This window comes from Candidatus Pseudomonas auctus, from assembly GCF_048654275.1.
Lineage (GTDB): Bacteria > Pseudomonadota > Gammaproteobacteria > Pseudomonadales > Pseudomonadaceae > Aquipseudomonas > Aquipseudomonas pharyngis.
In genome coordinates this window covers 446,603-472,439 of record NZ_JBJYZK010000003.1, presented here as the reverse complement: position 1 = coordinate 472,439, position 25,837 = coordinate 446,603, and the positions used below count along the sequence as shown (strand labels likewise).

Annotated in this window: 19 protein-coding genes, 1 tRNA gene and 1 pseudogene; 18 read left to right on the top strand and 3 right to left on the bottom strand. The window is 61.5% G+C overall.

Annotated elements, in window-relative coordinates; genetic code table 11:
- The first annotated feature begins 19 nt into the window (after nucleotides 1-19).
- The 8 genes from nusA to ACKUG4_RS08570 all read left to right on the top strand — a co-directional run bounded on the left by nusA (nucleotide 20) and on the right by ACKUG4_RS08570 (nucleotide 8,978).
- Nucleotides 20-1,501 carry a transcription termination factor NusA gene (nusA, locus tag ACKUG4_RS08605; protein ID WP_003221546.1) on the top strand — a complete coding sequence of 494 codons (1,482 nt, stop codon included), beginning with the start codon at nucleotides 20-22 and terminating at the stop codon, nucleotides 1,499-1,501.
- Nucleotides 1,502-1,528: 27 nt separating this feature from the next.
- Entirely contained in the window at nucleotides 1,529-4,045 is a 2,517-nt protein-coding gene (gene infB / locus ACKUG4_RS08600; protein WP_064593340.1) for a translation initiation factor IF-2, read from the top strand.
- A 159-nt stretch (nucleotides 4,046-4,204) separates the two neighbouring features.
- Nucleotides 4,205-4,606 (top strand): 30S ribosome-binding factor RbfA, encoded by a 402-nt coding sequence (rbfA, locus tag ACKUG4_RS08595; RefSeq protein ID WP_007953741.1) that lies wholly within the window; start codon nucleotides 4,205-4,207, stop codon nucleotides 4,604-4,606.
- 4 nt (nucleotides 4,607-4,610) lie between these two features.
- A complete protein-coding gene (gene truB, locus ACKUG4_RS08590) occupies nucleotides 4,611-5,528 on the top strand; it encodes a tRNA pseudouridine(55) synthase TruB (RefSeq protein WP_445433813.1) in 918 nt (305 codons plus the stop codon).
- A 141-nt stretch (nucleotides 5,529-5,669) separates the two neighbouring features.
- Nucleotides 5,670-5,939: a 30S ribosomal protein S15 gene (gene rpsO / locus ACKUG4_RS08585; RefSeq protein WP_011332409.1), complete on the top strand. Its 270-nt coding sequence runs from the start codon at nucleotides 5,670-5,672 to the stop codon at nucleotides 5,937-5,939.
- A 194-nt stretch (nucleotides 5,940-6,133) separates the two neighbouring features.
- Nucleotides 6,134-8,239 (top strand): polyribonucleotide nucleotidyltransferase, encoded by a 2,106-nt coding sequence (pnp, locus tag ACKUG4_RS08580; protein WP_011332410.1) that lies wholly within the window; start codon nucleotides 6,134-6,136, stop codon nucleotides 8,237-8,239.
- 129 nt (nucleotides 8,240-8,368) lie between these two features.
- Nucleotides 8,369-8,444, top strand: a tRNA-Thr gene (locus tag ACKUG4_RS08575).
- Nucleotides 8,445-8,678: 234 nt separating this feature from the next.
- Nucleotides 8,679-8,978 (top strand): DUF6388 family protein, encoded by a 300-nt coding sequence (locus tag ACKUG4_RS08570; protein WP_039769697.1) that lies wholly within the window; start codon nucleotides 8,679-8,681, stop codon nucleotides 8,976-8,978.
- A gap of 51 nt (nucleotides 8,979-9,029) precedes the next feature.
- Here ACKUG4_RS08570 and nadC read toward each other — a convergent pair whose 3' ends face one another.
- On the bottom strand, nucleotides 9,030-9,878 hold the full coding sequence (gene nadC, locus ACKUG4_RS08565; protein WP_007953729.1) for a carboxylating nicotinate-nucleotide diphosphorylase: 849 nt from the start codon (nucleotides 9,876-9,878) through the stop codon (nucleotides 9,030-9,032).
- A gap of 255 nt (nucleotides 9,879-10,133) precedes the next feature.
- Between nadC and ACKUG4_RS08560 the strand changes: the two genes are divergently transcribed.
- The 6 genes and pseudogenes from ACKUG4_RS08560 to ACKUG4_RS08535 all read left to right on the top strand — a co-directional run bounded on the left by ACKUG4_RS08560 (nucleotide 10,134) and on the right by ACKUG4_RS08535 (nucleotide 16,510).
- Nucleotides 10,134-12,323 carry a DUF1631 domain-containing protein gene (locus tag ACKUG4_RS08560; RefSeq protein ID WP_445433812.1) on the top strand — a complete coding sequence of 730 codons (2,190 nt, stop codon included), beginning with the start codon at nucleotides 10,134-10,136 and terminating at the stop codon, nucleotides 12,321-12,323.
- A gap of 64 nt (nucleotides 12,324-12,387) precedes the next feature.
- Nucleotides 12,388-12,948: a 1,6-anhydro-N-acetylmuramyl-L-alanine amidase AmpD gene (gene ampD / locus ACKUG4_RS08555; RefSeq protein ID WP_011332414.1), complete on the top strand. Its 561-nt coding sequence runs from the start codon at nucleotides 12,388-12,390 to the stop codon at nucleotides 12,946-12,948.
- Entirely contained in the window at nucleotides 12,945-13,778 is an 834-nt protein-coding gene (gene ampE, locus ACKUG4_RS08550) for a regulatory signaling modulator protein AmpE (protein WP_039769185.1), read from the top strand. The genes ampD and ampE overlap by 4 nt, the downstream gene beginning before the upstream one ends.
- A 190-nt stretch (nucleotides 13,779-13,968) precedes the next feature.
- Nucleotides 13,969-15,108, top strand: a pseudogene (locus tag ACKUG4_RS08545) (HAMP domain-containing protein); the annotation flags it as partial.
- A 144-nt stretch (nucleotides 15,109-15,252) separates the two neighbouring features.
- Entirely contained in the window at nucleotides 15,253-15,966 is a 714-nt protein-coding gene (locus tag ACKUG4_RS08540) for a methyl-accepting chemotaxis protein (protein ID WP_371916405.1), read from the top strand.
- A 154-nt stretch (nucleotides 15,967-16,120) separates the two neighbouring features.
- The gene (locus ACKUG4_RS08535) at nucleotides 16,121-16,510 is read left to right on the top strand and encodes a hypothetical protein (RefSeq protein WP_039769189.1); all 390 of its coding nucleotides are present in this window, start codon (nucleotides 16,121-16,123) and stop codon (nucleotides 16,508-16,510) included.
- Here ACKUG4_RS08535 and ACKUG4_RS08530 read toward each other — a convergent pair whose 3' ends face one another.
- The gene (locus ACKUG4_RS08530) at nucleotides 16,511-17,287 is read right to left on the bottom strand and encodes a TatD family hydrolase (RefSeq protein ID WP_236189855.1); all 777 of its coding nucleotides are present in this window, start codon (nucleotides 17,285-17,287) and stop codon (nucleotides 16,511-16,513) included.
- Between the two features lie 3 nt (nucleotides 17,288-17,290).
- The gene (cra, locus tag ACKUG4_RS08525) at nucleotides 17,291-18,286 is read right to left on the bottom strand and encodes a catabolite repressor/activator (RefSeq protein ID WP_445433811.1); all 996 of its coding nucleotides are present in this window, start codon (nucleotides 18,284-18,286) and stop codon (nucleotides 17,291-17,293) included.
- Between the two features lie 306 nt (nucleotides 18,287-18,592).
- On the opposite strand from cra, the gene ptsP reads away from it, so the two are divergent.
- The 4 genes from ptsP to ACKUG4_RS08505 are packed head-to-tail and all read left to right on the top strand — an operon-like array spanning nucleotide 18,593 to nucleotide 25,741.
- Nucleotides 18,593-21,454, top strand: a complete 2,862-nt coding sequence (gene ptsP, locus ACKUG4_RS08520) for a phosphoenolpyruvate--protein phosphotransferase (RefSeq protein ID WP_445433810.1) — start codon at nucleotides 18,593-18,595, stop codon at nucleotides 21,452-21,454.
- A complete protein-coding gene (gene pfkB / locus ACKUG4_RS08515; RefSeq protein ID WP_445433809.1) occupies nucleotides 21,454-22,395 on the top strand; it encodes a 1-phosphofructokinase in 942 nt (313 codons plus the stop codon). Before ptsP ends, pfkB begins: the two co-directional genes overlap by 1 nt.
- 11 nt (nucleotides 22,396-22,406) lie before the next feature.
- Nucleotides 22,407-24,140: a PTS fructose-like transporter subunit IIB gene (locus ACKUG4_RS08510; protein ID WP_085647665.1), complete on the top strand. Its 1,734-nt coding sequence runs from the start codon at nucleotides 22,407-22,409 to the stop codon at nucleotides 24,138-24,140.
- A 59-nt stretch (nucleotides 24,141-24,199) separates the two neighbouring features.
- On the top strand, nucleotides 24,200-25,741 hold the full coding sequence (locus ACKUG4_RS08505; protein ID WP_221615036.1) for an alkaline phosphatase D family protein: 1,542 nt from the start codon (nucleotides 24,200-24,202) through the stop codon (nucleotides 25,739-25,741).
- Nucleotides 25,742-25,837: the final 96 nt, after the last annotated feature.

Below are 25,837 nucleotides of genomic sequence, written 5' to 3'. Positions count from 1 at the left end.
GCGAAAGGCGAGGCGTACGATGAGCAAAGAAGTACTGCTGGTTGTTGAGTCGGTATCCAATGAAAAGGGTGTACCGGCAAGCGTAATTTTTGAAGCGCTGGAGCTGGCTCTGGCCACTGCTACCAAAAAGCGTTTTGAAGACGAAGTTGATCTGCGTGTGGAAATCAACCGCCACACCGGTTCTTACGAAACTTTCCGTCGCTGGACGGTCGTCGAAGAGAATGATCTCGATGATCCGGCCATCGAAACCTGGCCGAGCAAGGTTGCTGAAACGCACCCTGGCGCCAAGGTTGGCGACGTCGTTGAAGAAAAGATCGAGTCCATCGAGTTCGGCCGCATCGCTGCGCAGACCGCCAAACAGGTCATCGTGCAGAAAGTGCGCGAAGCCGAGCGCGCTCAAGTGGTTGACGCTTATCGCGAGCGCCTGGGAGAAATCATCTCCGGCACCGTGAAGAAAGTGACCCGCGACAACGTGATCGTCGACCTGGGTAATAACGCTGAAGCGTTGCTGGCCCGTGAAGACATCATCTCTCGCGAAACCTTCCGTGTTGGCGTGCGTCTGCGTGCGCTGCTCAAGGAAATCCGCACCGAGAACCGCGGCCCTCAGTTGATCCTGTCGCGTACCGCGCCGGAAATGCTGATCGAGCTGTTCCGTATCGAAGTGCCGGAAATCGCTGAAGGTCTGATCGAAGTCATGGCCGCCTCCCGTGATCCGGGTTCGCGTGCCAAGATCGCTGTCCGCTCCAAGGACAAACGCATCGACCCGCAAGGCGCGTGCATCGGTATGCGCGGTTCGCGCGTCCAGGCCGTGTCGGGCGAGTTGGGTGGCGAGCGTGTCGATATCGTCCTGTGGGACGACAACCCGGCACAGTTCGTGATCAATGCCATGTCGCCGGCAGAAGTGGCGGCCATCATCGTTGACGAAGATGCCCATGCCATGGACATCGCCGTTGGCGCAGACAATCTGGCTCAGGCCATCGGTCGTGGTGGTCAGAACGTGCGTCTGGCGAGCCAGCTGACTGGCTGGACCCTGAACGTGATGACTGAATCGGACATCCAGGCTAAGCAACAAGCGGAAACCGGCGACATCCTGCGCAACTTCATCGACGAGCTGGAAGTCGACGAAGAACTGGCTCAGGTGCTGGTAGACGAAGGCTTCACCAGCCTGGAAGAGATTGCCTACGTACCGTTGGAAGAAATGCTCAACATCGACGGCTTTGACGAGGACATCGTCAACGAGCTTCGCGCTCGTGCCAAGGATCGCTTGTTGACCAAAGCCATCGCTACTGAGGAAAAGCTGGCAGACGCCCATCCGGCCGAAGACCTGCTCTCGCTTGAGGGTATGGACAAGGATTTGGCGATGGAACTGGCGGTGCGCGGCGTAATTACCCGCGAAGACCTGGCCGAGCAGTCTATTGACGATCTGCTCGACATCGACGGCATTGACGATGATCGTGCCGGCAAGTTGATCATGGCCGCCCGAGCCCACTGGTTCGAGTAATTAGGCGCGGCCTGAGGAGAGAAGTGCATGACGCAAGTCACGGTGAAACAACTGGCCGATGAGGTCAAAACACCGGTAGAGCGCCTGTTGCAGCAGATGCGTGAGGCAGGTCTGCCGCACACCGCCGCCGAAGAAAATGTGACTGACAGTGAGAAGCAATCCCTGCTGACCCACTTGAAAAGCAGCCACAAGGCGAAAGTGGAAGAACCACGCAAGATCACGCTGCAGCGTAAAACCACCAGCACCCTGCGTGTGGCTGGCAGCAAAAGCATCAGCGTTGAAGTCCGCAAGAAGAAAGTTTTCGTACAGCGTAGCCCGGAAGAAATCGAAGCCGAGCGCAAGCGTGAACTGGATGAACGTCGCGCAGTAGAAAATGCTGCCCGTCAGAAGGCTGAAGAAGAAGCCCGCGTGCGCGCCGAAGAAGAAGCGCGTCGCCAGCCTGCTGCGCCGTCCGCTCCTGCCGAAGCCGTCGCTGCCCCTGCGCCAGTGGCCGAACCAGTGCGCGAAGCTGCGCCGGTTGTGGCTGCTGCGCCAGCTGCCGACACTCGCAAGCGTGACGAACAGCGCCGTCCGGACAAACCACGTGCTGACGACAACAACCGTCGTGGCGGTGGTGATGGCGAGCGCAAAAACGCTCCGCATCGCGCATCGGTCAAGGAAAAGGCTCCGGCTCCACGTGTGGCGCCACGCACTACCGACGAAGAGAGCGATGGCTTCCGTCGCGGCGGTCGCGGCAAGGCCAAGCTGAAGAAACGCAACGCCCACGGTTTCCAGAGCCCGACCGGCCCTGTCGTGCGTGAAGTGAAGATCGGCGAAACCATCACTGTTGGCGATCTCGCCCAGCAGATGTCGGTCAAGGCTGCCGAAATCATCAAGTTCATGTTCAAGCTGGGCACCCCGGCCACCATCAACCAGGTACTGGATCAGGAAACTGCCCAGCTGGTCGCAGAAGAACTGGGCCACAAAGTGACCCTGGTCAGCGACACCGCCCTGGAAGATTCCCTGGCCGAGTCCCTGAAGTTCGAAGGTGAAGCGGTTCCTCGTGCGCCGGTCGTGACCGTAATGGGTCACGTTGACCACGGTAAGACCTCGCTGCTCGACTACATCCGTCGTGCCAAGGTAGCTGCTGGCGAAGCCGGCGGTATCACCCAGCACATCGGTGCATACCACGTTGAAACCGAACGCGGCATGGTCACCTTCCTCGACACCCCTGGTCACGCCGCGTTTACCGCCATGCGTGCCCGTGGTGCCAAGGCGACCGACATCGTGATCCTGGTGGTTGCGGCGGACGACGGCGTGATGCCACAAACCATCGAAGCCGTTCAGCACGCTGTTGCTGCTGGCGTTCCGCTGGTGGTTGCGGTGAACAAGATCGACAAGCCGGGTGCAGATCTCGATCGCATCCGCAGCGAACTGTCGGCTCACGGCGTGACCTCTGAAGACTGGGGTGGTGACACTCCATTCGTTCCGGTTTCCGCGAAGATGGGTACCGGCGTCGACGAGCTGCTTGAAGCTGTATTGCTGCAGGCTGAAGTTCTCGAGCTGACCGCCACTCCTTCGGCTCCTGGCCGCGGTGTCGTGGTTGAATCGCGTCTCGACAAGGGCCGTGGCCCGGTGGCGACCGTTCTGGTTCAGGACGGTACGCTGCGTCAAGGCGACATGGTGCTGGTCGGCTCGAACTATGGCCGCGTGCGCGCCATGCTCGACGAGAACGGCAAGCCGATCAAGGAAGCGGGTCCGGCCATTCCGGTCGAGATCCTCGGCCTGGACGGTACGCCTGACGCCGGCGACGAAATGAGCGTGGTTGCCGACGAGAAGAAAGCCCGTGAAGTGGCTCTGTTCCGTCAAGGCAAGTTCCGCGAAGTCAAACTGGCTCGCGCTCACGCCGGCAAGCTGGAAAACATCTTCGAAAGCATGGGCCAGGAAGAGAAGAAGACGCTCAACATCGTCCTCAAATCCGACGTCCGTGGTTCGCTGGAAGCCTTGCAGGGCGCTCTCAACGGCCTGGGCAACGACGAAGTGCAAGTGCGCGTGGTCGGTGGCGGTGTCGGTGGTATCACCGAATCCGACGCCAACCTGGCACTGGCTTCCAACGCTGTACTGTTCGGCTTCAACGTGCGTGCCGATGCCGGCGCACGGAAGATCGTCGAGCAGGAAGGTCTGGACATGCGTTACTACAACGTGATCTACGACATCATCGAAGACGTCAAGAAAGCCCTGACCGGTATGCTTGGCAGCGACGTTCGCGAGAACATCCTCGGTGTGGCCGAAGTCCGTGACGTGTTCCGTTCGCCGAAGTTTGGCGCGATCGCTGGTTGCATGGTGATCGAAGGTGTTGTGCACCGTAACCGTCCGATCCGTGTACTGCGTGAAGACATCGTGATCTTCGAAGGCGAGCTGGAATCCCTGCGCCGCTTCAAGGATGACGCTTCCGAAGTACGTGCCGGCATGGAATGCGGTATCGGCGTGAAGAGCTACAACGACGTCAAAGTCGGCGACAAGATCGAAGTCTTCGAGAAGGTTCAAGTTGCTCGCAGCCTCTGACTCGCGCACTTCAAGGGCCACGTCGGGCCGCCGCATGCAAGTGCGCGGCACGGCGTCAGGACTCTAAACGCAACGCCCGGTCTGGCTTTTGTCAGGCCGGGCGTTTGCCGCTTTCAGACCTTGCGGGTTTCACCGCAGGGCAGTAACAGGTAACAAATCATGGCAAAAGAATACAGCCGTACCCAACGTATCGGCGATCAGATGCAGCGTGAGCTGGCCCAGCTGATCCGTCGTGAAGTCAAAGACCCGCGCGTCGGCCTGGTCACCATTACCGCTGTGGAAGTCAGCCGTGACGTCGGTCACGCAAAGATCTTCATCACCGTGATGGGGCAGGACAACGCCGAAGACATCGCGCAAAGCATCAAGGTGCTCAACGCTGCCGCCGGTTTCCTGCGCATGCAGCTGGCCCGCGAAATGAAGCTGCGCAGCGTGCCGCAATTGCACTTCCACTACGACGAAAGTGTCGTGCGGGGTGCGCACCTGTCGGCCCTGATCGAGCGCGCCGTGGCTGAGGACAATCAGCACGTGGCTGCGGCAGAACCCGAAGACACCAAGGAGTAACTCGGTGGCTCAGGTCAAACGTATCCGTCGTAACGTCAGCGGCATCATCCTGCTCGACAAGCCGTTGGGGTTCACCTCCAACGCCGCGTTGCAGAAGGTTCGCTGGCTGCTCAACGCCGAGAAGGCCGGTCATACCGGCAGTCTCGATCCTCTGGCCACCGGCGTTCTGCCGCTGTGCTTTGGCGAGGCGACCAAGTTCTCGCAGTACCTGCTCGATTCCGACAAGGGTTACGAAACCCTGGCGCAACTGGGCAAGACCACCACCACGGCGGACGCCGAGGGTGAGGTTTTGCATGAGCGCCCGGTGACCGTTGGTCAGGCCGACATTGAAGCGGTTCTGCCGAAATTTCGCGGCCAAATCAGTCAGATACCGCCGATGTACTCCGCTCTCAAGCGTGATGGCCAGCCGCTGTACAAGTTGGCCCGTGCAGGCGAAGTAGTGGAGCGCGAACCGCGTTCTGTTACTATTGCGCGCTTGGAATTGCTGGCCTTCGAAGGCGATACTGCGCGACTCGCGGTGGATTGCAGCAAGGGCACCTATATTCGCACCCTGGTGGAGGATATCGGTGAGCAACTCGGTTGTGGTGCGTACGTCGCTGAATTGCGTCGTACACAGGCCGGGCCTTTCACCCTGGCGCAGACCGTGACCCTCGAAGAGCTGGAAGCGGTACATGCCGAAGGCGGCAACGAAGCGGTCGACCGCTTCCTGATGCCATCGGACAGCGGCCTGCAGGATTGGCCGCTGCTGCAGTTCTCGGAAGCGAGCGCGTTCTACTGGCTCAACGGCCAGCCGGTACGTGCCCCGGATGCTCCGAAGTTCGGCATGGTGCGGGTACAGGATCACAACGGTCGCTTCATCGGTATCGGTGAAGTGAGCGAAGACGGGCGCATCGCGCCGCGTCGACTGATTCGGTCAGAATGACCGGAAACCGGTCTGTGTAACAGCAGGCCGGCGAGTGTGGCTGTCAACAGGCACGGTCACTACTCATTTATAGATACAGGGATTTGTCCCTGGCCTGTTGAAACTGTTTTTGAAACAGTTTCCTGATAAAAGGATTGCCTCATGGCTCTCGACGTTCAAGAAAAAGCTCAAATCGTTGCCGACTACCAGCAAGCTGTTGGTGACACTGGTTCGCCAGAAGTGCAAGTTGCACTGCTGACCGCCAACATCAACAAACTGCAAGGTCACTTCAAGGCCAACGGTAAAGACCACCACTCCCGTCGTGGTCTGATCCGCATGGTTAACCAGCGTCGCAAGCTGCTGGACTACCTGAAAGGCAAGGACGTGAGCCGTTACAGCGCTCTGATCGCTCGCCTGGGTCTGCGTCGCTAATCAGCGATTGCGCTATGAGGTTGGTTGTCTGTCAGACGTCAGCGGGTTTCCGCCGGCGTCCGGCAGGCTCCCAGCCTCAAGTTTTATCTGGATACACGTTTTACCCTGGACAGGCGTCGGGCCGATTCCCGGCATTGCCCAAGAATTTCGCAAGAAACCAGTTCCCCCAAGAGCCACAAAGAAGGTAGGACACCGTGAACCCGGTAATCAAAAAATTCCAGTTCGGTCAGTCGACCGTTACCCTCGAGACTGGCCGTATCGCCCGTCAGGCCTCCGGCGCAGTATTGGTCACCGTTGACGACGACGTCAGCGTATTGGTGACCGTAGTCGGTGCCAAGCAAGCCGATCCGGGCAAGGGCTTCTTCCCTCTGTCCGTTCACTACCAGGAAAAGACCTACGCTGCCGGCAAGATCCCTGGCGGTTTCTTCAAGCGTGAAGGCCGTCCTTCCGAGAAAGAAACCCTGACTTCCCGACTGATCGACCGTCCGATCCGTCCGCTGTTCCCGGAAGGTTTCATGAACGAAGTGCAGGTTGTCTGCACCGTCGTTTCCACCAGCAAGAAGACCGATCCGGACATCGCTGCGATGATCGGTACCTCGGCTGCCCTGGCGATCTCCGGCATTCCGTTCGACGGCCCGATCGGCGCCGCTCGCGTTGCTTTCCACGAAAGCACCGGCTACCTGCTGAACCCGACCTACGAGCAGCAGGCTGCCTCGAGCCTGGACATGGTCGTTGCCGGTACTTCGGACGCCGTACTGATGGTTGAATCGGAAGCCAAAGAGCTGACCGAAGACCAGATGCTGGGCGCAGTACTGTTTGCTCACGACGAATTCCAGGTCGTGATCAACGCCGTTAAGGAACTGGCTGCCGAAGCTGCCAAGCCAACCTGGACCTGGGCACCTGCTCCAGAAGCCACCGAGCTGCTGGCCGCTATCCGTTCCGAGTTCGGCGAAGCGATCTCCCAGGCTTACACCATCACCATCAAGGCCGACCGTTACGCGCGTCTGGGCGAGCTGCGTGACCAGGTTGTGGCCAAGCTTTCCGGTGAAGAAGGCCAGCCTTCGGCTGCCGACGTCAAAGCCGCTTTCGGTGAAATCGAATACCGCACCGTTCGCGAAAACATCGTTAACGGCAAGCCACGTATCGACGGTCGCGACACCCGCACCGTACGTCCGCTGAACATCGAAGTCGGCGTTCTGCCGAAGACTCACGGTTCAGCACTGTTCACCCGTGGCGAAACCCAGGCTCTGGTTGTCGCGACGCTGGGCACCGCCCGTGACGCGCAACTGCTGGATACCCTGGAAGGCGAGAAAAAAGACCCGTTCATGCTGCACTACAACTTCCCTCCGTTCTCGGTGGGCGAGTGTGGTCGCATGGGTGGCGCCGGTCGTCGCGAAATCGGTCACGGCCGTCTGGCCCGTCGTTCGGTTTCGGCCATGCTGCCTGCCGCTGATGTGTTCCCGTACACCATCCGTGTGGTATCGGAAATCACCGAATCCAACGGTTCGAGCTCGATGGCTTCCGTTTGCGGCGCTTCCCTGGCCCTGATGGACGCTGGTGTTCCGATGAAGGCACCGGTTGCCGGTATCGCCATGGGTCTGGTTAAAGAAGGCGAGAAGTTCGCCGTCCTGACCGACATCCTGGGTGACGAAGACCACCTGGGCGACATGGACTTCAAAGTAGCCGGTACCGCCAAAGGTGTGACCGCGCTGCAGATGGACATCAAGATCAAGGGCATCACCGAAGAGATCATGGAAATCGCTCTGGGCCAAGCCCTGGAAGCGCGCCTGAACATCCTCGGCCAGATGAACCAGATCATCGGCCAGTCGCGTACCGAACTGTCGGCCAACGCTCCGACCATGATCGCGATGAAGATCGACACCGACAAGATCCGTGACGTTATCGGTAAGGGTGGCGCGACCATCCGTGCGATCTGCGAAGAAACCAAGGCTTCGATCGACATCGAAGACGACGGCTCGATCAAGATCTTCGGCGAAACCAAGGAAGCGGCTGAAGCAGCACGTCAGCGCGTTCTGGGTATCACCGCAGAGGCCGAGATCGGCAAGATCTACGTCGGCAAGGTTGAGCGCATCGTCGACTTCGGCGCATTCGTCAACATCCTGCCGGGCAAGGACGGTCTGGTTCACATCTCGATGCTGAGCGACGCTCGCGTAGAGAAAGTGACCGACATCCTGAAAGAAGGCCAGGAAGTGGAAGTGCTGGTACTGGACGTGGACAACCGCGGCCGTATCAAGCTGTCCATCAAAGACGTGGCCGCTGCGAAGGCTTCGGGCGTTTAATCACCCCGCAGCTCCAGCGCAATGAAAATGCCCCGCCGTGAAAACGGCGGGGTATTTTTTTGTCCGTGAAATATCGAGTCATTCGGCGAAGTTGCCGACCTGCAAGACCGGTGCTAGGTTTAGCCCACCGCCCGTGTAGCTCAGCCGGTAGAGCAGCGCACTCGTAACGCGAAGGTCGCAGGTTCGATTCCTGTCTCGGGCACCACCTCTCCCTTATCCTTTTGAACCGGCATTTATGTTCCACAGGTCAACTTTTTGTGGGAGAGATGTAAAGAGCCGTGTAATTCGTCATGCAAACGTCCTATATTCGGTGCCTGCATGAGCATCGCCCAGCAGTTTTCAGATGATCCCGAATGGTTCCGAAGGCCGGACAGTCCGCGTCAGAGAGATCCTTGATGATCCAGATCCATCCTCCATTCCTATGATCAGCGAGAACGCCATGACCGAATTAACTCAAGAGCAACGTCACGAAGAAGCGCTTAGAAAATACATTCTGGATGTCCCGGATCTGAAGGAAGAGATCAAGGACCTGAGTCCCGATGATCAGAAAGACCAGATCCAGTGGGCGTTCGAAGATGAAGCCGAAGCCCAGGGCCTGCAGCCGTGGGAATTGACCCTCAAGTACACCAGCACGCCTGAGGAGTTCGAGGCCAAGCGCCTGGAGCTGCACAAGGAAGCGGCCGAAGTGTTGGGCGTCGAGTGGGAAGAGTACTGCGAGATGAACAATCTGGTGGTCTGAAACAAAAACGCCAGCCTCGAAAGGGCTGGCGTTTTTTATTGCGTGATCGACTCAGATGCTCAGGCGCATCGACAGATCCACGGCCTTCACGTCCTTGGTCATCGCGCCGATCGAGATGTAATCCACCCCGGTCTGTGCGATCGGCAGCAGCGTGCTTTCGTTGATGCCGCCACTGGCTTCCAGTTTTGCCTTGCCGCCGTTCAGGCGCACGGCTTCGCGCATGTCGTCGAGGCTCAGCTCATCGAGCATGATGATGTCGGCACCGGCGGCCAGCGCCTCCTTCAGCTCTTCCAGACTTTCCACTTCGATTTCCACCGGCTTGCCCGGGGCGATCTTGTGCGCAGCGGCAATGGCCTGCGGGATGCCGCCGCTGGCAGCGATGTGGTTTTCCTTGATCAGGAACGCGTCGTAGAGACCGATGCGATGGTTATGGCAACCGCCGCAGGTGACCGCGTATTTCTGCGCCAGACGCAGGCCCGGCAGGGTCTTGCGGGTGTCGAGCAGTTTTACCGAGGTCTCGGCGACGAAGTCCGCCAGGTACTGCGCGCGGGTCGCCACGCCCGACAGCAATTGCAGGAAGTTCAGGGCGCTGCGCTCGCCGGTCAGTAGCGACCGGGCAGGGCCTTCCAGATGAAACAACGGCTGATTCGGCGAAACCCGTTCGCCATCGCGCACCTGCCAATGCACCGCCACCCGCGGATCGAGCTGGCGGAACACCGCATCGACCCAGGCCGTGCCACTGATGACGGCGGCGTCACGGGTGATGATGGTGGCTTTGGCCAGGCGTTCGGCCGGGATCAGTTGCGCGGTGATGTCGCCGCTGCCGATGTCTTCGAGCAACGCACGGCGCACGTTGGCTTCGATTTCGGCGGTCAAATCGGCGAGACGTAGATTCGGCATAACGGGCTCCACAAACTAAGTGGTCCGATTATAGGGGCATGGCGTCGGCCAACCCAAGGCGAGAACAGCCACGCAGCGCTGCATCCGGTCGATTTTCTTTGAGCAAACCCGATTCTGTCGTGGTCACTTCAAGGTGCCGGCGCATAGGGGAAACCCTGACGGCTCTGGCGCCGGGGACATCTTTTGCAAGATAATCCGCCTTGCATTTGACGCCATGAGTTTGACGTCGGCAAATCACCGTTTCAGGAGGCTTGGATGCACAACGACGGGAATGTAGTGCCTCTGCACAAGGCCACTACCGATCAGGCGCCTCACTCGCCGCTCGCCCGCCTGCCTGTGATTCTGCTTCAGGTTCGCGACAAGGCTGCCCAGCGCCTGCGCAACGGTTTGCAGGAGCTGTTCGATAACGCCGACGACACCCTGTTCGAAATGGCCGATCGGGCGCGTAACGACGTCGAACAGAACATCTTTTTCGAAGCCATGCGCGACCTGCGCCTCAAGCGCAAGAACATCGAGCGCGGTTTTCTCGAGCAGTTCTTCGAAGCCTTTGTCGGCCTCACTCAATTCGATCCCGTCCCCACCGTCCTGTCTCACGCCTTGCAATATGGGGACACCTCGGCGCGCACTGATGACATGGAGCGCAGCGTCGCGGTCGAAACCATGGTCGGCCGCGTACTCAATCGCGACGGCTTCGCCCTCGATCAACTGACCGCGCGGTTCAATGCGTTGTTGGGCAAGACTCTGAGCGATCATTACAACCCGCTGGGCCCGGCGATGCTTTGCGAGTACTTCCTGCAGGCCGGGCGCAATCTGGGGGTGGAGATCAAGGTCAAGCTGATCCTGCTCAAATTGTTCGAGCGCTATGTGCTGGCCGATACCGATCAACTCTACGCCGAAGCCAACCAACTGCTGATCGCCACGGGCGTGTTGCCCGAACTCAAGCCGGCACCGGCCCGTCGTGCCATCGATCAGGCCGTGGCCAGCGTGCAGAGTGAATTCAAGGGCGTCGACAAACCTCAGACGGATGCGGGCGTGCAGGACGTCTTCGCCGCGTTGCAGGAGTTGCTGCTGCATGTGCGCGGTACCGTTGCGCCGACCCTGGAACCCAGCGCTCCCGCCCAACCAATTTCCACCCGCGACCTGCTGCGCCTGCTCTCGCACCTGCAGCAATACGTGCCGGCGCTGGCGGTGCAGGACGACTTCGATCTGCGTCATCAACTTGAACAACTGCTGACGCGGGTCAGCGTGCGCAGCGGCAAGTCGCGAATTGTCGGCGGGGCTGACGAGGACGTGATCAATCTGGTGGCCATGGTCTTCGACTGCATTCTCGATGATCGCAACCTGCCGGATTCCCTCAAGGCGCTGATTGCCCGGTTGCAGATCCCGATGTTGAAGGTCGCGGTGATCGACAAAAGCTTCTTCAGCCGCAGCAGCCATCCGGCGCGCCGCCTGCTCAACGAAATCGCCGAGGCGGCGATGGGCTGGGGCGAGTGCGACGGTAATGCGCGCGACAGCCTGTACCTGCGCATCGAGCAAGTGGTGCAGCGCCTGCTGACGGATTTCGTCGATGACCCGGCGATTTTTTCCGAGTTGCTGGCGGACTTCCTCGCCTTCACCAGTGACGAGCGCCGTCGCAGCGAATTGCTTGAACAGCGTTTGCGCGATGCCGAAGAGGGCCGGGCGAAAACCGAACTGGCTCGCCAGCGGGTCGAGCAGGCGCTCAATCAGGCTTTGCTGGGCAAGGTCCTGCCACCGTCGGTGGTGACGTTCGTGCAAGACGCCTGGAGCAAGGTGTTGCTGCTGACCTGCCTCAAGCACGGCGATCAGTCCGCCGAATGGCAGGCCGACGTGCAGACCATGGAGCAATTGATCTGGAGCGTGCAGCGCCACGACGACGCCGAAGCCGGTCTGCGTCTGCTGGCGCTGGTGCCGGGATTGCTCAAGTCATTGCGCGACGGCCTGAGCACTTCGGCCTTCGATCCGTTTGCCACCAGCGGTTTTTTCAGTGAGCTGGAAGCGCTGCATGTGCGGCTGCTCGAACCGTCCAGCGCACCGGATCAGTCCGTGCTGCCGGAAATGATCGAAGTGTCGCAGACGATTGTCCTGCAGATGGCTGACGACGGTCTCAAACCACGCACGCCAGCGCGTTTGCCAGCCGACGATGTCGGTCTGCGCCAGGTCGAACAGTTGCGTCTGGGCAGTTGGGTGGCGTTCGAGGAGGACGAAGAACACACTCTGCGCTGCAAGCTGGCGGCGATCATCGAGGCTACCGGCAAGTACGTGTTCGTCGACCGCACCGGCATGAAAGTGCTGGAGCGCGACCGCACGGAACTGGCCCTGGCGTTTCGTCGCGGCGCGGTGCGGGCGCTGGACGACACCTTGCTGTTCGACCGGGCGCTGGAGTCGGTGCTCGGCAATCTGCGGCGGCTCAATCGCGGCAAGTGATCGCGCGCCGGGGGCCGATCACGGCATACTGGTCGCCAACACAGTCGGCGTTGAAGGAATCGGTATGCAGTTGGATCCCGCAAGCGGGTGGTGTCACGGGGTGCAGGTCTGCCCTTCGCCCAACTTCAATGAACGCCCGGCGGGCGAAGTCTCCCTGTTGGTCATCCACAACATCAGCCTGCCGCCGGCACAGTTCGCCACCGGCAAGGTCCAGGAATTTTTCCAGAATCGTCTGGATGTCACGGAACATCCCTACTTTGCGGGGATCGCCGACCTGCGCGTGTCTGCGCATTTTCTGATCGAACGTGACGGCAAGGTCACCCAGTTTGTCTCCTGTCTTGAGCGTGCCTGGCATGCCGGTGTTTCGGTGTTCGAGGGACGGGAAACCTGTAACGATTTTTCCGTAGGCATCGAGCTGGAAGGCACCGATGATCTGCCGTTCACCGATGCGCAGTACCAGGCGTTGACCGTGCTGACCCGGCAGATACAGGCGGCGTTCCCGGCGATCACCGTCGAGCGCATCTGCGGGCACAGCGACATCGCCCCCGGACGCAAGACCGACCCCGGACCCGCATTCGACTGGGCACGCTACCGCGCCGCCCTGGCACAAGAGGAAGGACAATGAGTTTTCTGGTGTTACTGCTGGCGGTATGGATCGAGAAGTTCTCGGCTCTGCGCCAACGGGTGCAACGCGATGGCGGATGGATCCGCGAACTGCACAAGCTTGAAACCGGTGGGCTGGCGAAACAGCCGTGGCTGGTGCTGATTGTTCTGGTGCTGCTGCCGGTGGCATTGCTGGGCTTGTTGCTGCTGGTGCTGGAGCCGGTGGCCTATGGTCTGCTGGCATTGCCGGTGCATTTGCTGGTGGTGATTTACAGCCTGGGGCGGGGTGACCTGCTCGGCGAACTCGGGCCGTTTCGCGACGCCTGGCGCCGTGAGGACCTGCAGGCCGCCGCCCATGTGGCCAAGCGTGATCTGAACATCTGCGCCGAAAGCGGAGAACAATTGCTGGAGCAAGTGCAGCGGCATCTGTTGTGGCAGGCCTACCAGAGCTTTTTTGCGGTGATTTTCTGGTACTTCCTGCTCGGTCCGGTGGCGGCACTGAGTTACCGCTTGCTGGCGCTGGCGGAGGAAAACGCCCAGAACCCGGCGGTGGCCGAACGGGCAGGGCAACTGCGTCACGCCTTCGACTGGGTGCCGGTGCGCCTGCTGGCGGCGAGCCTCGCCTTGGTCGGCAATTTCGTCGCGGTCAGTCGGGTGATGCTGCACGAGCTGCTGAACTGGAACATCAGCGCCGCGCAACTGATCAACAGGGTCGGGCTCGCGGCCGGGGAAATCCCGCCGGCCGCTGTCGGCCCCGAAGGCATCAACACCCTCGACTGCCTGTGGGAGTTGCTGCTGCGGGCGGCGGTGCTGTGGTATGCCGGATTTGCCCTGTGGACAGTGCTGGCGTAGGCCGTTCGAGTGACGAGGGGGGCAATCCCCCTCGTTAACCTTAAGTTACAAAACCTCCCTTCGATTTGAGCTATACAGAGATAGCGCCCGATAGTGGCTATCTGCTGTCGCCCCGCGCCTGCCAATAAAAACAAGAAAAAACCAAGGGAGACTTCCAGTGAAGAGCTTGCTCTATCCCGCCGTCTCGCTGATGAACCGCTTGAGCTTCGGCATGAAGTTCAGCCTGATCAGCGTGCTGTTCCTGGTGCCGATGCTGGTGACCAATTTCTATCTGGTGCGCGATTCCTATCGCGAATTCCAGGGCACCCGGGTGGAGCTGCAGAGCCTCGACCTGCTGGGCAGCAGCCTGACCCTGCGCCGGGATCTGGAAACCCTCAACAATCTGGTGCAGATCAACGTCACCCTCGGCCAGTCCGGCAAGGCCGGCAATGTCGAGGCGCAGATCACCAGTCTTGAGCAAAACGTTCTGGCGCGCCTGCAAGGGCTGACGCCCATGACCGAGGATCCGGAGCAGATCAAATTCTTCGAGGCCAAGCGCGATGAAATGATCGCCGCTTTCAAGGCCCAGCAGGCGGAAAACTCTCTGCAAAGCAAAAGTGCGCTGATTGGCAAATTGCTCGGCAATGCGCAGATTTTCAGCCAGATCGTGGCCAGTCAGGCCGGATTGAGTCGCGACAACCAGAGCGATATACGCCAGCTCAGCGAGCTGATCACCGCGATCACGCCGGCCGTCACCCAGGCCTTGGGCGAAGGTCGGGCGATGGGCTCGTATTCATTGGGCCAGGGCTTTCTCAACAGTTCGTCGAGCACCCGTTTCGACGAGTTGCTGGTGCAGATCGAAAAGCTTCAGGCCGAATATGGCCTGAAATTGCAGGATGCGCTGGGTTCGAGCAAAGCCGCCCGTGACTCCCTGAGCGCCCCGGCCGATGCCAGCAAGGCGTCGCTGAAACAGGCCGGCACCCTGATCGAAGAACAAGTGGTGATGGCCGAAACCCTCGACGCCCCATGGCAGGGTTTTTATGACCAGCTCACCGGGCTGATGGACCAGACCTATCAGCTCAACGACGCCACCCTGAAATTCCTCGACACCCAATTGCAACAGCGCCTGGGGCAAAACCGTACGCACATGGTGCTGCAAGCCGTGGCGTTGTCGCTGGTGTTCGTGCTGATTTTCTATCTCTACGGTGGCTTCTATGCCTCGACCCGCGCCACCCTGAAAAACCTCGGCGCCATGATGGATAAAGTCGCGGCAGGCGACATGACGGTGAATTTCCACGCCAACAGCCGCGATGAACTCGGCGAGTTGGGCGAAGTGTTCAACGGTACGGTGAGGAAAATCCATGACCTGATCGAACGGGTCGGCCACACCGTTGGCGAGGTCGAGCGGCAGGCGGGGCAGGTGGAAAACGTCTCGGCGCAAAGCAATCAGGCGGTCGCCGGGCAACGCACACAGATCGAACAAGTGGCGACGGCGATGAACCAGATGTCGGCAACGTCGCTGGAGGTGGCACGCAGTGCGGCGGCAGCGGTCAGCAGCGCCCACAGCGTGAACGATGAGACCATCAACGGGCGCGGACTGGTGGAATCGCAGCAGGGCAGCATCGCGGCACTGGCGAGCGAAATTGATCAATCGGTGCTGGTGATCAACCAGTTGGCCAGCGACAGCCAGGCGATCAGCCGCGTTCTGGAAGTGATCAAGAGCATCGCCGAACAGACCAATTTGCTGGCGCTCAACGCCGCGATCGAGGCTGCGCGGGCCGGTGAGCAGGGGCGCGGTTTTGCCGTGGTCGCCGACGAAGTCCGCACGCTGGCCAAGCGCACTCAGCAATCGACCGAAGAAATCGAGCAGATGATCGCCAAGCTCCATGGCGGCGTCGGCGCGGCAGTGAAGGCCATGGGCGTCAGCCATCAGATGGCCAACGGCACGGTGGGGCAGTCGGAGAAAGTCCAGCAGGCGCTGGAAAACATCCTCGGCGCTGTCGGCATGATCGTCGACCAGAACCAGCAGATCGCCGCCGCTGTCGAGCAGCAGACCGCCGTGGCCCACGATATCGACCAGAACATCGTCGAGATCAACCGTGCCGGCGAGCGCACCGCAGAAGGTGCGCATCAGACCGAAGACGCCAGCCGTGCGTTGTCGGCGCAGGTGGTCGAGTTGAAGCAGTTGATCAGCGCGTTCCGAGTTTGAAGCGACCTGCCTCCTGTGAGGCAGGTTTTTTCGGAATGGCTTGTAGTACTTTTTTGCCTACATCTGTAAGCCCAATCCTGTTTTCCTCCAGGCGCTGGTTTTTCGGCTTCAATGAACCAAGATCAATTCATTGACCACTTGGAGGAGATCGCACATGTCCGTCGCAACCCTGGGCGTCCAGGGCCGCTGCGCCCACTGCCAGACCACGCTGGCACTCAAACCCTGGCAGCTGAATGCCATTTCGATTCACGAAGCGTTCACCTGCGCCCACTGCCAAAAAAGCCTGGAGCTGCGCTGCCCGAAGCAGATCAAACGCTTTCGTTCGCTCGATTCACTTGGCCTGCTGCGCGCCAGTGCGCTGGTGACGGTGTGCACCGCGCTGCTGGTGGCCCTGGTGATGGAATGGGTGGGCCTGCTCAGCGTCACCGAGCAGTTGAACGGATCGCTGATCGCGATTTTCGTGTACTTCGCGGTGATTCGTTATGCCCGGCAGCGCCAGCACCTGACGCTGATTCTCGACGCGGCCAAGGCTCACGCCGACTGACTACCAGCCGAACACGTCGCAGCTGTTGGCGGTACTGGCGGCAGCGAGTTGTTGCGCACTGATGTTCATCAAAGTGGCCAGTGAGTCGCAGATCGCCGGCAGATGCGCCGGCGTATTGCGCACGCCGGGGTACATGGCGGGCGCCATGTCCGGTGAGTCGGTTTCCAGCACCACCGAATCCAGCGGCAAGTCGACCAGCACCCGGTGCATGCGCAACGCCTGCGGCCAGGTCGGTGCACCCCCGAGGCCAAGTTTGAAACCAAGCTTGATGTATTCCCGCGCCTCTTCACGGCTGCCAGCAAAGGCGTGGATGATCCCGGCGCGTTTGAGCTTGAAGCGCTTGAGCGTGGCGATCACTGCCGCATGGCTGCGCCGTACGTGGATCAGCGCCGGTAATTCGAAATCCGCCGCCAGTTGCAGCTGCGCTTCGAACAGCGCCTGCTGGCGTTCGCGGTCGAGGGTTTCGATGAAGTAATCCAGGCCGATTTCACCGACCGCGCACAGCTGCCTATGACCCTTTAGCCGTGTCAGCCAGTCGCCCAGTGCCAGCAAGTCTTGCGGCCGATGCTGATCGAGATAGACCGGGTGCAAACCGAAGGCCGCGTACAGATCGGCATCGCTTTGCACCAGATCCCACACCCGTTGCCAGTTACCCTCGTAGACCCCGAGCACCACCATTCGCCGCACCCCGAGGGCGCGGCTTTCGGTGAGCAGCGCCGCGCGGTCGGCGTCGAAGTCGGGGAAGTCCAGATGGGTATGGCTGTCGATCAGCTCCACGGCTCAGTCCCGGTGAATACGCTGCTTGAAGGTACGGGCGATGGCCTGCACGCCAGGCTGGTAATCCGATTGTTCGACCGCCGCCAGCGCCAGTTCCAGCGCCTTGTCGGCGATCAACTGGTGCTGCTGGGCCATGGCGTTGACCGGCAGAGGCAGGAAGTCGAGCAACTGGGTGTCACCGAATGTGCCGAGACGCAGTGGGCGCGATTTGAGCGGGAAGTCATGCAGCGCGTCGAACACGCCCTGCAGCAGCACGTAGGACGTGGTCACCAGCGCATCCGGCAAATGCCCGAGGCGTTGCAGGAGTTCGTCCATCAACTGCTTGCCGCACTCGCGGCTGAAGGACTCGGCGTGCTCGATCAGCACTTCGCCCTTGAACCCGGCCAGGGCTTGCTTGAACCCGGCCGCACGTTCCTGGCTGATGCTCAGTTCCGGGCGGGCGCCCAGCAGCACGATCTGCTTCGGCTGCGGGTCGAGCAGGCTTTCGGTCAGGTGCAGGCTGGCTTCGCGGTCATCGCTGACCACCGAACAGAAATGCTCGGCATCCATCACCCGGTCGATGGCAATGATCGGCAAGCCCTTGGCCTGCAACTGACGATAACTGTCGTCACCGGCCGGCAGGCAACTGGCGACGATCAATGCATCGCAGCGCCGGGCGCGGAACAGTTGCAGCAGTTGTCGCTCGCTGTCCGGCGCGTCGTCGGAGCTGGCGATCAGCAGCTGATAACCCCGCGCCCGGGCGCCTTGCTCCAGCAGTTTGGCGATCCGCGCGTAACTGGGGTTTTCCAGATCCGGCAGGATAAAACCCAGGGTTCGGGTGTGCCGACTGCGCAGCCCGGCCGCCTGTGGATTGGGGGTAAAGCCGTGCAGATCGACCACCGCCCGCACCCGCTCGACGGTGGCGGTGCTGATGCGTTGCTGTTCGGCCTTGCCGTTGATGACGTAGCTGGCGGTGGTCACGGACACTCCGGCCAACCGCGCGATATCACTGAGTTTCAACCCGGGATTTCCTTGTTTTTTCGAGCTTGCCGCGACATTTTCGCCAATCCTACCCGATTCAGGCAGGCGACCATTGTCTCAGCGCATCCGACAAGTTGGACTTCAAGGATGGGACATTATCGAGTAACGTGCCGATCAATCTAGATTAAACGTTTCAGCAAGCGTATTTTCTATGTTTTAGACGCCTTTGGCCGGTTCTGCCGTGAAACCGCCAAAACTGCCTCCTGAAAAGGATGGCCCACAGCGCCTAAGCTGCAACCATTCAAAACAATACCTGGCGCGCCACCGCGCCAAAAAGGAGATCGCATGCTCGAGCTCACTGTAGAGCAGATATCCATGGGCCAGTCGGCTGTGGATAAACCCGCCGCCTTGCAATTGCTGGCCAGTCATCTGGTCGCCGATGGACTTGTCGCCGACGGCTACCTCGCCGGCCTGCAGGCCCGGGAGGCTCAGGGCTCGACCTTCCTCGGCCAGGGCATTGCGATCCCCCACGGCACCCCTGAAACCCGTGATCAGGTGTTCGCCACCGGCGTGCGCCTGATGCAGTTCCCCGACGGCGTGGACTGGGGCGATGGCCAGATCGTCTATCTGGCCATCGGCATCGCCGCCAAATCCGACGAACACCTGCGCCTGCTGCAACTGCTGACCCGCGCCCTCGGCGAGACCGATCTGGGCCAGGCACTGCGCCGCGCGAGCTCGCCGGAAGCGCTGCTGAAACTGCTGCAAGGCGCGCCGCAAGAGCTGGCGCTGGATGCGCAGATGATTGGCCTCGGCGTATCCGCCGACGATTTCGAAGAACTGGTCTGGCGTGGTGCGCGTCTGCTGCGCCAGGCCGATTGCGTGAGCAACGGTTTCGCCGGCGTGCTGCAGCAAGTCGAAGCGCTGCCGCTGGGCGATGGCCTGTGGTGGCTGCACAGCGAACAGACCGTGAAGCGTCCAGGCCTGGCCTTCGTGACACCGGACAAACCGATGCGCTACCTCGGCCAACCGCTCAGCGGTCTGTTCTGTCTGGCCAGTCTGGGTGAAGCGCATCAGGCGTTGCTCGAGCGGTTGTGCGCGTTGCTGATCGAAGGTCGCGGCCATGAACTGGGCCGCGCCACCAGCAGCCGTAAAGTCCTCGAAGTGCTTGGCGGTGAGTTGCCGGCCGATTGGCCGAGCGCACGTATCGCATTGGCCAACGCCCATGGTCTGCATGCGCGGCCGGCGAAGATCCTCGCGCAACTGGCGAAAAGTTTTGACGGCGAGATTCGTGTGCGCATCGTCGACAGTCAGGACAGCGCCGTATCGGTGAAAAGCCTGAGCAAACTGCTGAGCCTCGGCGCCCGTCGTGGCCAGGTGCTGGAAATCATCGCCGAGCCGAGCATTGCCGCCGATGCCTTGCCGGCCTTGCTCGCCGCCATCGAAGAAGGCCTCGGCGAAGAAGTCGAACCGTTGCCCGCAGTCAGTCAACAGCGCGAAGTGATTACGGACATCGCAGAAGTGCTGACCGCCCCGGCCTCCGGCAGTCTGCTGCAAGCGATCCCTGCCGCCCCTGGCATCGCTATCGGCCCGGCGCACATTCAGGTCCAGCAAGCCATCGATTACCCGTTGCGCGGCGAGTCTGCCGCCATCGAGCGCGAACGTCTCAAGCAAGCGCTGGCCGACGTGCGTCAGGACATTCAGGGCCTGATCGAGCGTAGCAAGGCCAAGGCGATCCGCGAGATTTTCATTACCCACCAGGAAATGCTCGACGACCCGGAACTCACCGACGAAGTCGACACCCGCCTCAAGCAGGGTGAAAGCGCCGAAGCGGCGTGGATGGCCGTGATCGAGGCCGCCGCAAAACAACAGGAATCGTTGCAGGACGCGTTGCTCGCCGAACGCGCCGCCGACCTGCGCGACATCGGTCGTCGGGTGCTGGCGCAACTGTGTGGTGTGCAGACGCCCGCCGAGCCCGAGCAACCGTACATTCTGGTGATGGATGAGGTCGGCCCGTCCGACGTTGCGCGGCTGGATCCGGCGCGGGTCGCGGGGATTCTCACTGCCCGTGGCGGCGCCACCGCTCACAGCGCCATCGTGGCTCGCGCGCTGGGGATTCCGGCGCTGGTCGGTGCGGGCGCTGCCGTGTTACTGCTGGAACCGGGTACGCCATTGCTGCTCGATGGTCAGCGCGGTCGCCTGCATGTGGACGCGGATGCCGCGACCCTGCAGCGCGCCTGCGAAGAGCGCGACACCCGCGAACAACGCTTGAAAGCCGCCGCCGAACAACGCCATCAGCCGGCACACACCACCGACGGCCACGCCGTGGAAGTGTTCGCCAACATCGGTGAAAGCGCCGGTGTGATCAGCGCGGTGGAGCAGGGCGCCGAAGGCATCGGTCTGTTGCGCACCGAACTGATTTTCATGGCTCATCCACAGGCGCCGGACGAGGCGACTCAGGAAGCCGAATACCGCCGCGTCCTCGACGGTCTCGCCGGTCGGCCACTGGTGGTGCGCACCCTCGATGTCGGCGGCGACAAACCGCTGCCGTATTGGCCGATCGCCAAGGAAGAAAACCCGTTCCTCGGCGTGCGCGGGATTCGCCTGACCTTGCAGCGTCCGCAGATCATGGAAGCGCAGTTGCGCGCCTTGCTGCGTTCGGCGGACAACCGTCCTTTGCGGATCATGTTCCCGATGGTCGGCAGCGTCGAAGAGTGGCGTCAGGCCCGCGACATGACCGAACGCCTGCGTCTGGAAATCCCGGTTGCCGACCTGCAACTGGGGATCATGATCGAAGTGCCGTCCGCCGCCTTGCTGGCGCCGGTGCTGGCCAAAGAGGTGGATTTCTTTAGCGTCGGCACCAACGACCTGACCCAGTACACGCTGGCGATCGACCGTGGTCATCCGACCCTGTCCGCCCAGGCTGACGGCCTGCACCCGGCGGTGCTGCAACTGATCGACATCACTGTGCGCGCGGCCCATGCCCATGGCAAATGGGTCGGCGTGTGCGGCGAGCTGGCGGCGGATCCGCTGGCGGTGCCGGTGCTGGTCGGCCTAGGTGTGGATGAACTGAGCGTCTCCGGGCGCAGCATCGCCGAGGTCAAGGCACGCATCCGCGAACTCAGCCTGACGCAAACGCAAACCCTTGCTCAACAAGCCTTGGCCGTGGGCAGCGCCAACGAAGTGCGCGCATTAGTGGAGGCCCTGTAATGGCCAAGATTCTCACCCTGACCCTCAACCCGGCGCTGGACCTCACGGTGCAGTTGCCACGTCTTGAGGCCGGTCAGGTCAACCGCAGCGACGAGATGCACACCCACGCCGCCGGCAAGGGCGTCAACGTCGCGCAGGTGCTGGCCGACCTCGGTCATCAACTGACGGTCAGCGGCTTTCTCGGCGAAGACAATCTGCAAGCGTTCGAAACCCTGTTCGCCAAACGCGGCTTTACCGATGCGTTTATCCGGGTGCCCGGCGAGACCCGCAGCAACATCAAGGTCGCTGAGCAGGACGGGCGCATCACCGACATCAACGGCCCGGGGCCGGTGGTCGGCGTAGTGGCGCAACAGGCGTTGCTGGATCGACTGGTGCAGATCGCGCCGGGGCATGACGCGGTGGTGGTCGCCGGCAGTTTGCCGCGCGGCGTCACTGCACAGTGGTTGCGCGAACTGGTCGAACGCTTGAAAACGTTGGGCCTGAAAGTCGCCCTGGACACCAGCGGCGACGCCTTGCGCGCGGCGCTCAAGGCCGGCCCGTGGCTGATCAAGCCGAACACCGAAGAGCTGGCCGATGCGCTGGGCTGTGAAGTGGTGTCCCACGCGTCTCAGGCTGAAGCGGCCAATCGGCTGCACGCTCAGGGCATCGAGCACGTGGTGATTTCCCACGGTGCCGAAGGTGTGAACTGGTTCAGCGTCGGCTCGGCGTTGCATGCGACGCCGCCGAAGGTCAGCGTCGCCAGTACGGTCGGTGCCGGCGATTCGCTGCTGGCCGGCATGCTCCACGGTCTGCTCAGCGCCGACACGCCGGAACAGACCCTGCGCACGGCCACGGCGATTGCGGCGCAGGCAGTGACCCAGATCGGATTCGGTATTCACGATGCTGCGCAACTGACGCAGCTCGAACAGGGTGTGCGCGTGCGCCCCCTGACAGAACAATAAGAGGGTTTGTCATGAAGTTAGCCATTGTCACGGCCTGCCCTAACGGCATGGTCACCAGTGTGCTGTGCGCCCGGCTGCTGGATGCCGCGGCCCAGCGTCAGGGCTGGAGCACCAGCGTCGAAGTGGTGGATGCCGCGCACCCGGAACGCGAGTTGTCAGCGGCCACCATCGAAGCCGCCGAGTGGGTGTTGCTGGTGACCACGGGACCGGTGGACATGACCCGGTTCATCGGCAAGAAAGTCTTTCGGATTGCGCCGGCGCAAGCCCTGCAGGATGTTGAAGACGTGCTGCGGCGTGGCGCCGTCGAGGCGCAGGTTTACGTCGCTGACGAAACGCCGCCCGTGGTTGCCAGCGCGCAAGCGCCGCGTCTGGTCGCGGTCACTGCATGCCCGACCGGCGTCGCTCATACATTCATGGCTGCCGAAGCCTTGCAGCAAGCCGCCAAGCGTCTGGGCTACGACCTGCAAGTCGAAACCCAGGGCTCGGTCGGCGCGCGAAATCCGCTGAGCGCGGCAGCGATTGCCGAGGCTGACGTAGTGCTGCTGGCGGCTGACATTGAAGTCGCCACCGAGCGTTTCGCCGGCAAGAAAATCTACCGCTGCGGCACCGGCATTGCGTTGAAGCAATCCGAAGCCACGCTGAAAAAAGCCCTGGCCGAAGGTGTCGTTGAAAACGCTGCCGGCGACGGCAAGGCCCCTGCCAAACAAGAGAAAAGCGGCGTCTACAAACACCTGCTGACCGGTGTGTCGTTCATGCTGCCGATGGTGGTAGCGGGCGGTCTGATGATCGCCTTGTCGTTCGTGTTCGGCATCACCGCGTTCAAGGAAGAGGGCACGCTGGCGGCGGCGCTGATGCAGATCGGTGGCGAGACCGCGTTCAAATTGATGGTGCCGCTGCTGGCCGGTTACATCGCCTGGTCGATTGCCGACCGTCCCGGACTCGCACCGGGGATGATCGGCGGTTTGCTGGCGAGCACCCTGGGCGCCGGATTCATCGGCGGGATCGTTGCCGGGTTTATCGCAGGCTATGCCGCCAAAGCAATCAGTCGCTATGTGGCGCTGCCGCAAAGTCTCGAAGCGCTGAAACCGATTCTGATCATCCCGTTGTTCGCCAGTCTGTTCACCGGACTGGTGATGATTTACGTGGTCGGCAAACCGGTGGCCGGGATGCTTGCGGCGCTGACGCATTTCCTCGACAGCATGGGCACCACCAATGCGATCCTGCTCGGTGTGCTGCTGGGCGGCATGATGTGCGTCGACCTCGGCGGGCCGATCAACAAGGCCGCGTATGCGTTCTCGGTGGGGCTGCTCGCCTCGCAGAGTTATGCACCGATGGCCGCGACCATGGCCGCCGGCATGGTGCCGCCGATCGGTCTGGGTATCGCCACCTTCATCGCCCGACGCAAGTTTGCCCAGACCGAACGCGAGGCCGGTAAAGCGGCGCTGGTGCTCGGGTTGTGCTTCATCTCCGAAGGGGCGATTCCGTTTGCCGCGAAAGACCCTTTGCGGGTGATTCCGGCGAGCATTGCCGGCGGTGCGCTGACCGGTGCGCTGTCGATGTACTTCGGCTGCAAACTGATGGCGCCCCACGGTGGCCTGTTCGTGCTGGCGATTCCGAATGCGATCAACCATGCGCTGTTGTACCTGCTGGCGATTGTCGCGGGCAGTCTGCTGACGGCGGTGGTGTACGCGCTGGTCAAGCGGCCGGAGGCCGTGGAACTGGCGCTGGAGCCCGCGAAGGCGTGAGGTGTCACACCGCTTTCATCTAGCGGTGCTTAAGTTTTCCTTTTTTCAGGGAGAACACCATGAGCGATTTCAATCCCGGTCGCCGGCGCGTGATGCAAGCCGTCGGCGCCGGACTGCTGATGCCGGGGCTGGCGCCGGCCGTGATCGCGTCGGTCAAGGATCGACCGCAACTGACTGACGGCGTGCAATCCGGCGACCTGCAGGGTGACCGGGCGATGATCTGGAGTCGCGCCGACCGCCCGGCGCAGATGGTGGTGGAATGGGACACCCGCAGCCAGTTCCGCCATCCGCGCCGCGTGGTTTCGGCGCTGGCCGATGCCCGCAGCGATTTCACCGCACGCGTCGAACTCACCGGGTTGCCCGCTGATCAGGCGATTTTCTATCGCGTGTATTTCAAGGACGCCCGCACCGGCGTTGCCAGCGAGCCGTGGCTCGGCCACTTGCGCAGTGCACCGACGGCGCGGCGCAATCTCCGTTTTGTCTGGAGCGGCGACACCGTCGGCCAGGGCTTCGGCATCAACCCCGATATCGGCGGCATGCGCATTTATGAAGCGATGCGCATGCGCCTGCCGGACTTCTTTATCCACAGCGGCGATACCATCTACGCCGACGGCCCGGTGCCGGCGCAACTGACCACCGAGGGTGGCCGGATCTGGCGCAACCTCACCACCGAAGCCAAGAGCAAGGTCGCCCAGACCCTAGACGATTATCGCGGCAATTACCGCTACAACCTGATGGACGAAAACGTCCGTCGCTTCAACGCCGAAGTGCCGCAGATCTGGCAGTGGGACGACCATGAAGTGGTCAACAACTGGTCGCCGGGCAAGCAGCTCGACGAGCGTTATCAGGAAAAAAATATCCACACCCTGGTCGGCCGTGCGCGTCAGGCCTGGCTCGAATATTCGCCGATGCGTTTGCAGGCCGCCGATGGCGGCGGGCGGATTTATCGCAAGCTCAGTTATGGGCCGATGCTCGATGTGTTCGTGCTCGACATGCGCAGTTATCGCGGCGCCAACGACGACAATCTCGGGGCGGAAAAACCGTTCCTCGGACGCGAGCAACTGAACTGGCTCAAGCGTGGATTGAAGGCCTCGAAAGCCCAGTGGAAAGTGATTGCCGCCGACATGCCGATCGGTCTCGGCGTGCCCGACGGCGAAGTCAGTCCTGGTGTTGCTCGCTGGGAAGCGGTGGCCAACGGCGATCCCGGCCCGGCCCAGGGGCGCGAACTGGAAGTGGCCGAATTGCTCGGGTTCCTGCGGGCACATCAGGTGCGCAATTTCGTGTTCCTGACGGCGGACGTGCATTACTGCGCGGCGCATCACTATCACCCTGATCGCGCGGCGTTCCAGGATTTCGAACCGTTCTGGGAGTTTGTCGCAGGGCCGTTGAACGCTGGCAGTTTCGGCCCCAATCCGCTGGACAAGACCTTCGGCCCGCAAGTGGTATTTCAGAAAGCGCCCCCGACGCAAAACGCTTCACCGTTTGCCGGGTTTCAGTTTTTCGGCGAGGTGAACATCGAGGGGCAGAGCGGGGAGATGAGCGTGGTGTTGCGGGATCTGGAGGGGGTGGCGGTGTTTGAGCAGAAGCTGCAGCCGGTCTAAAAGTACCAAACCCAAACCCAAACCCAAACCCAAACCCATTCACTCCAGTCCCTCTCGAAACGTCGGCTTACCCAGAAAGGGGCACATGTCGGCCTG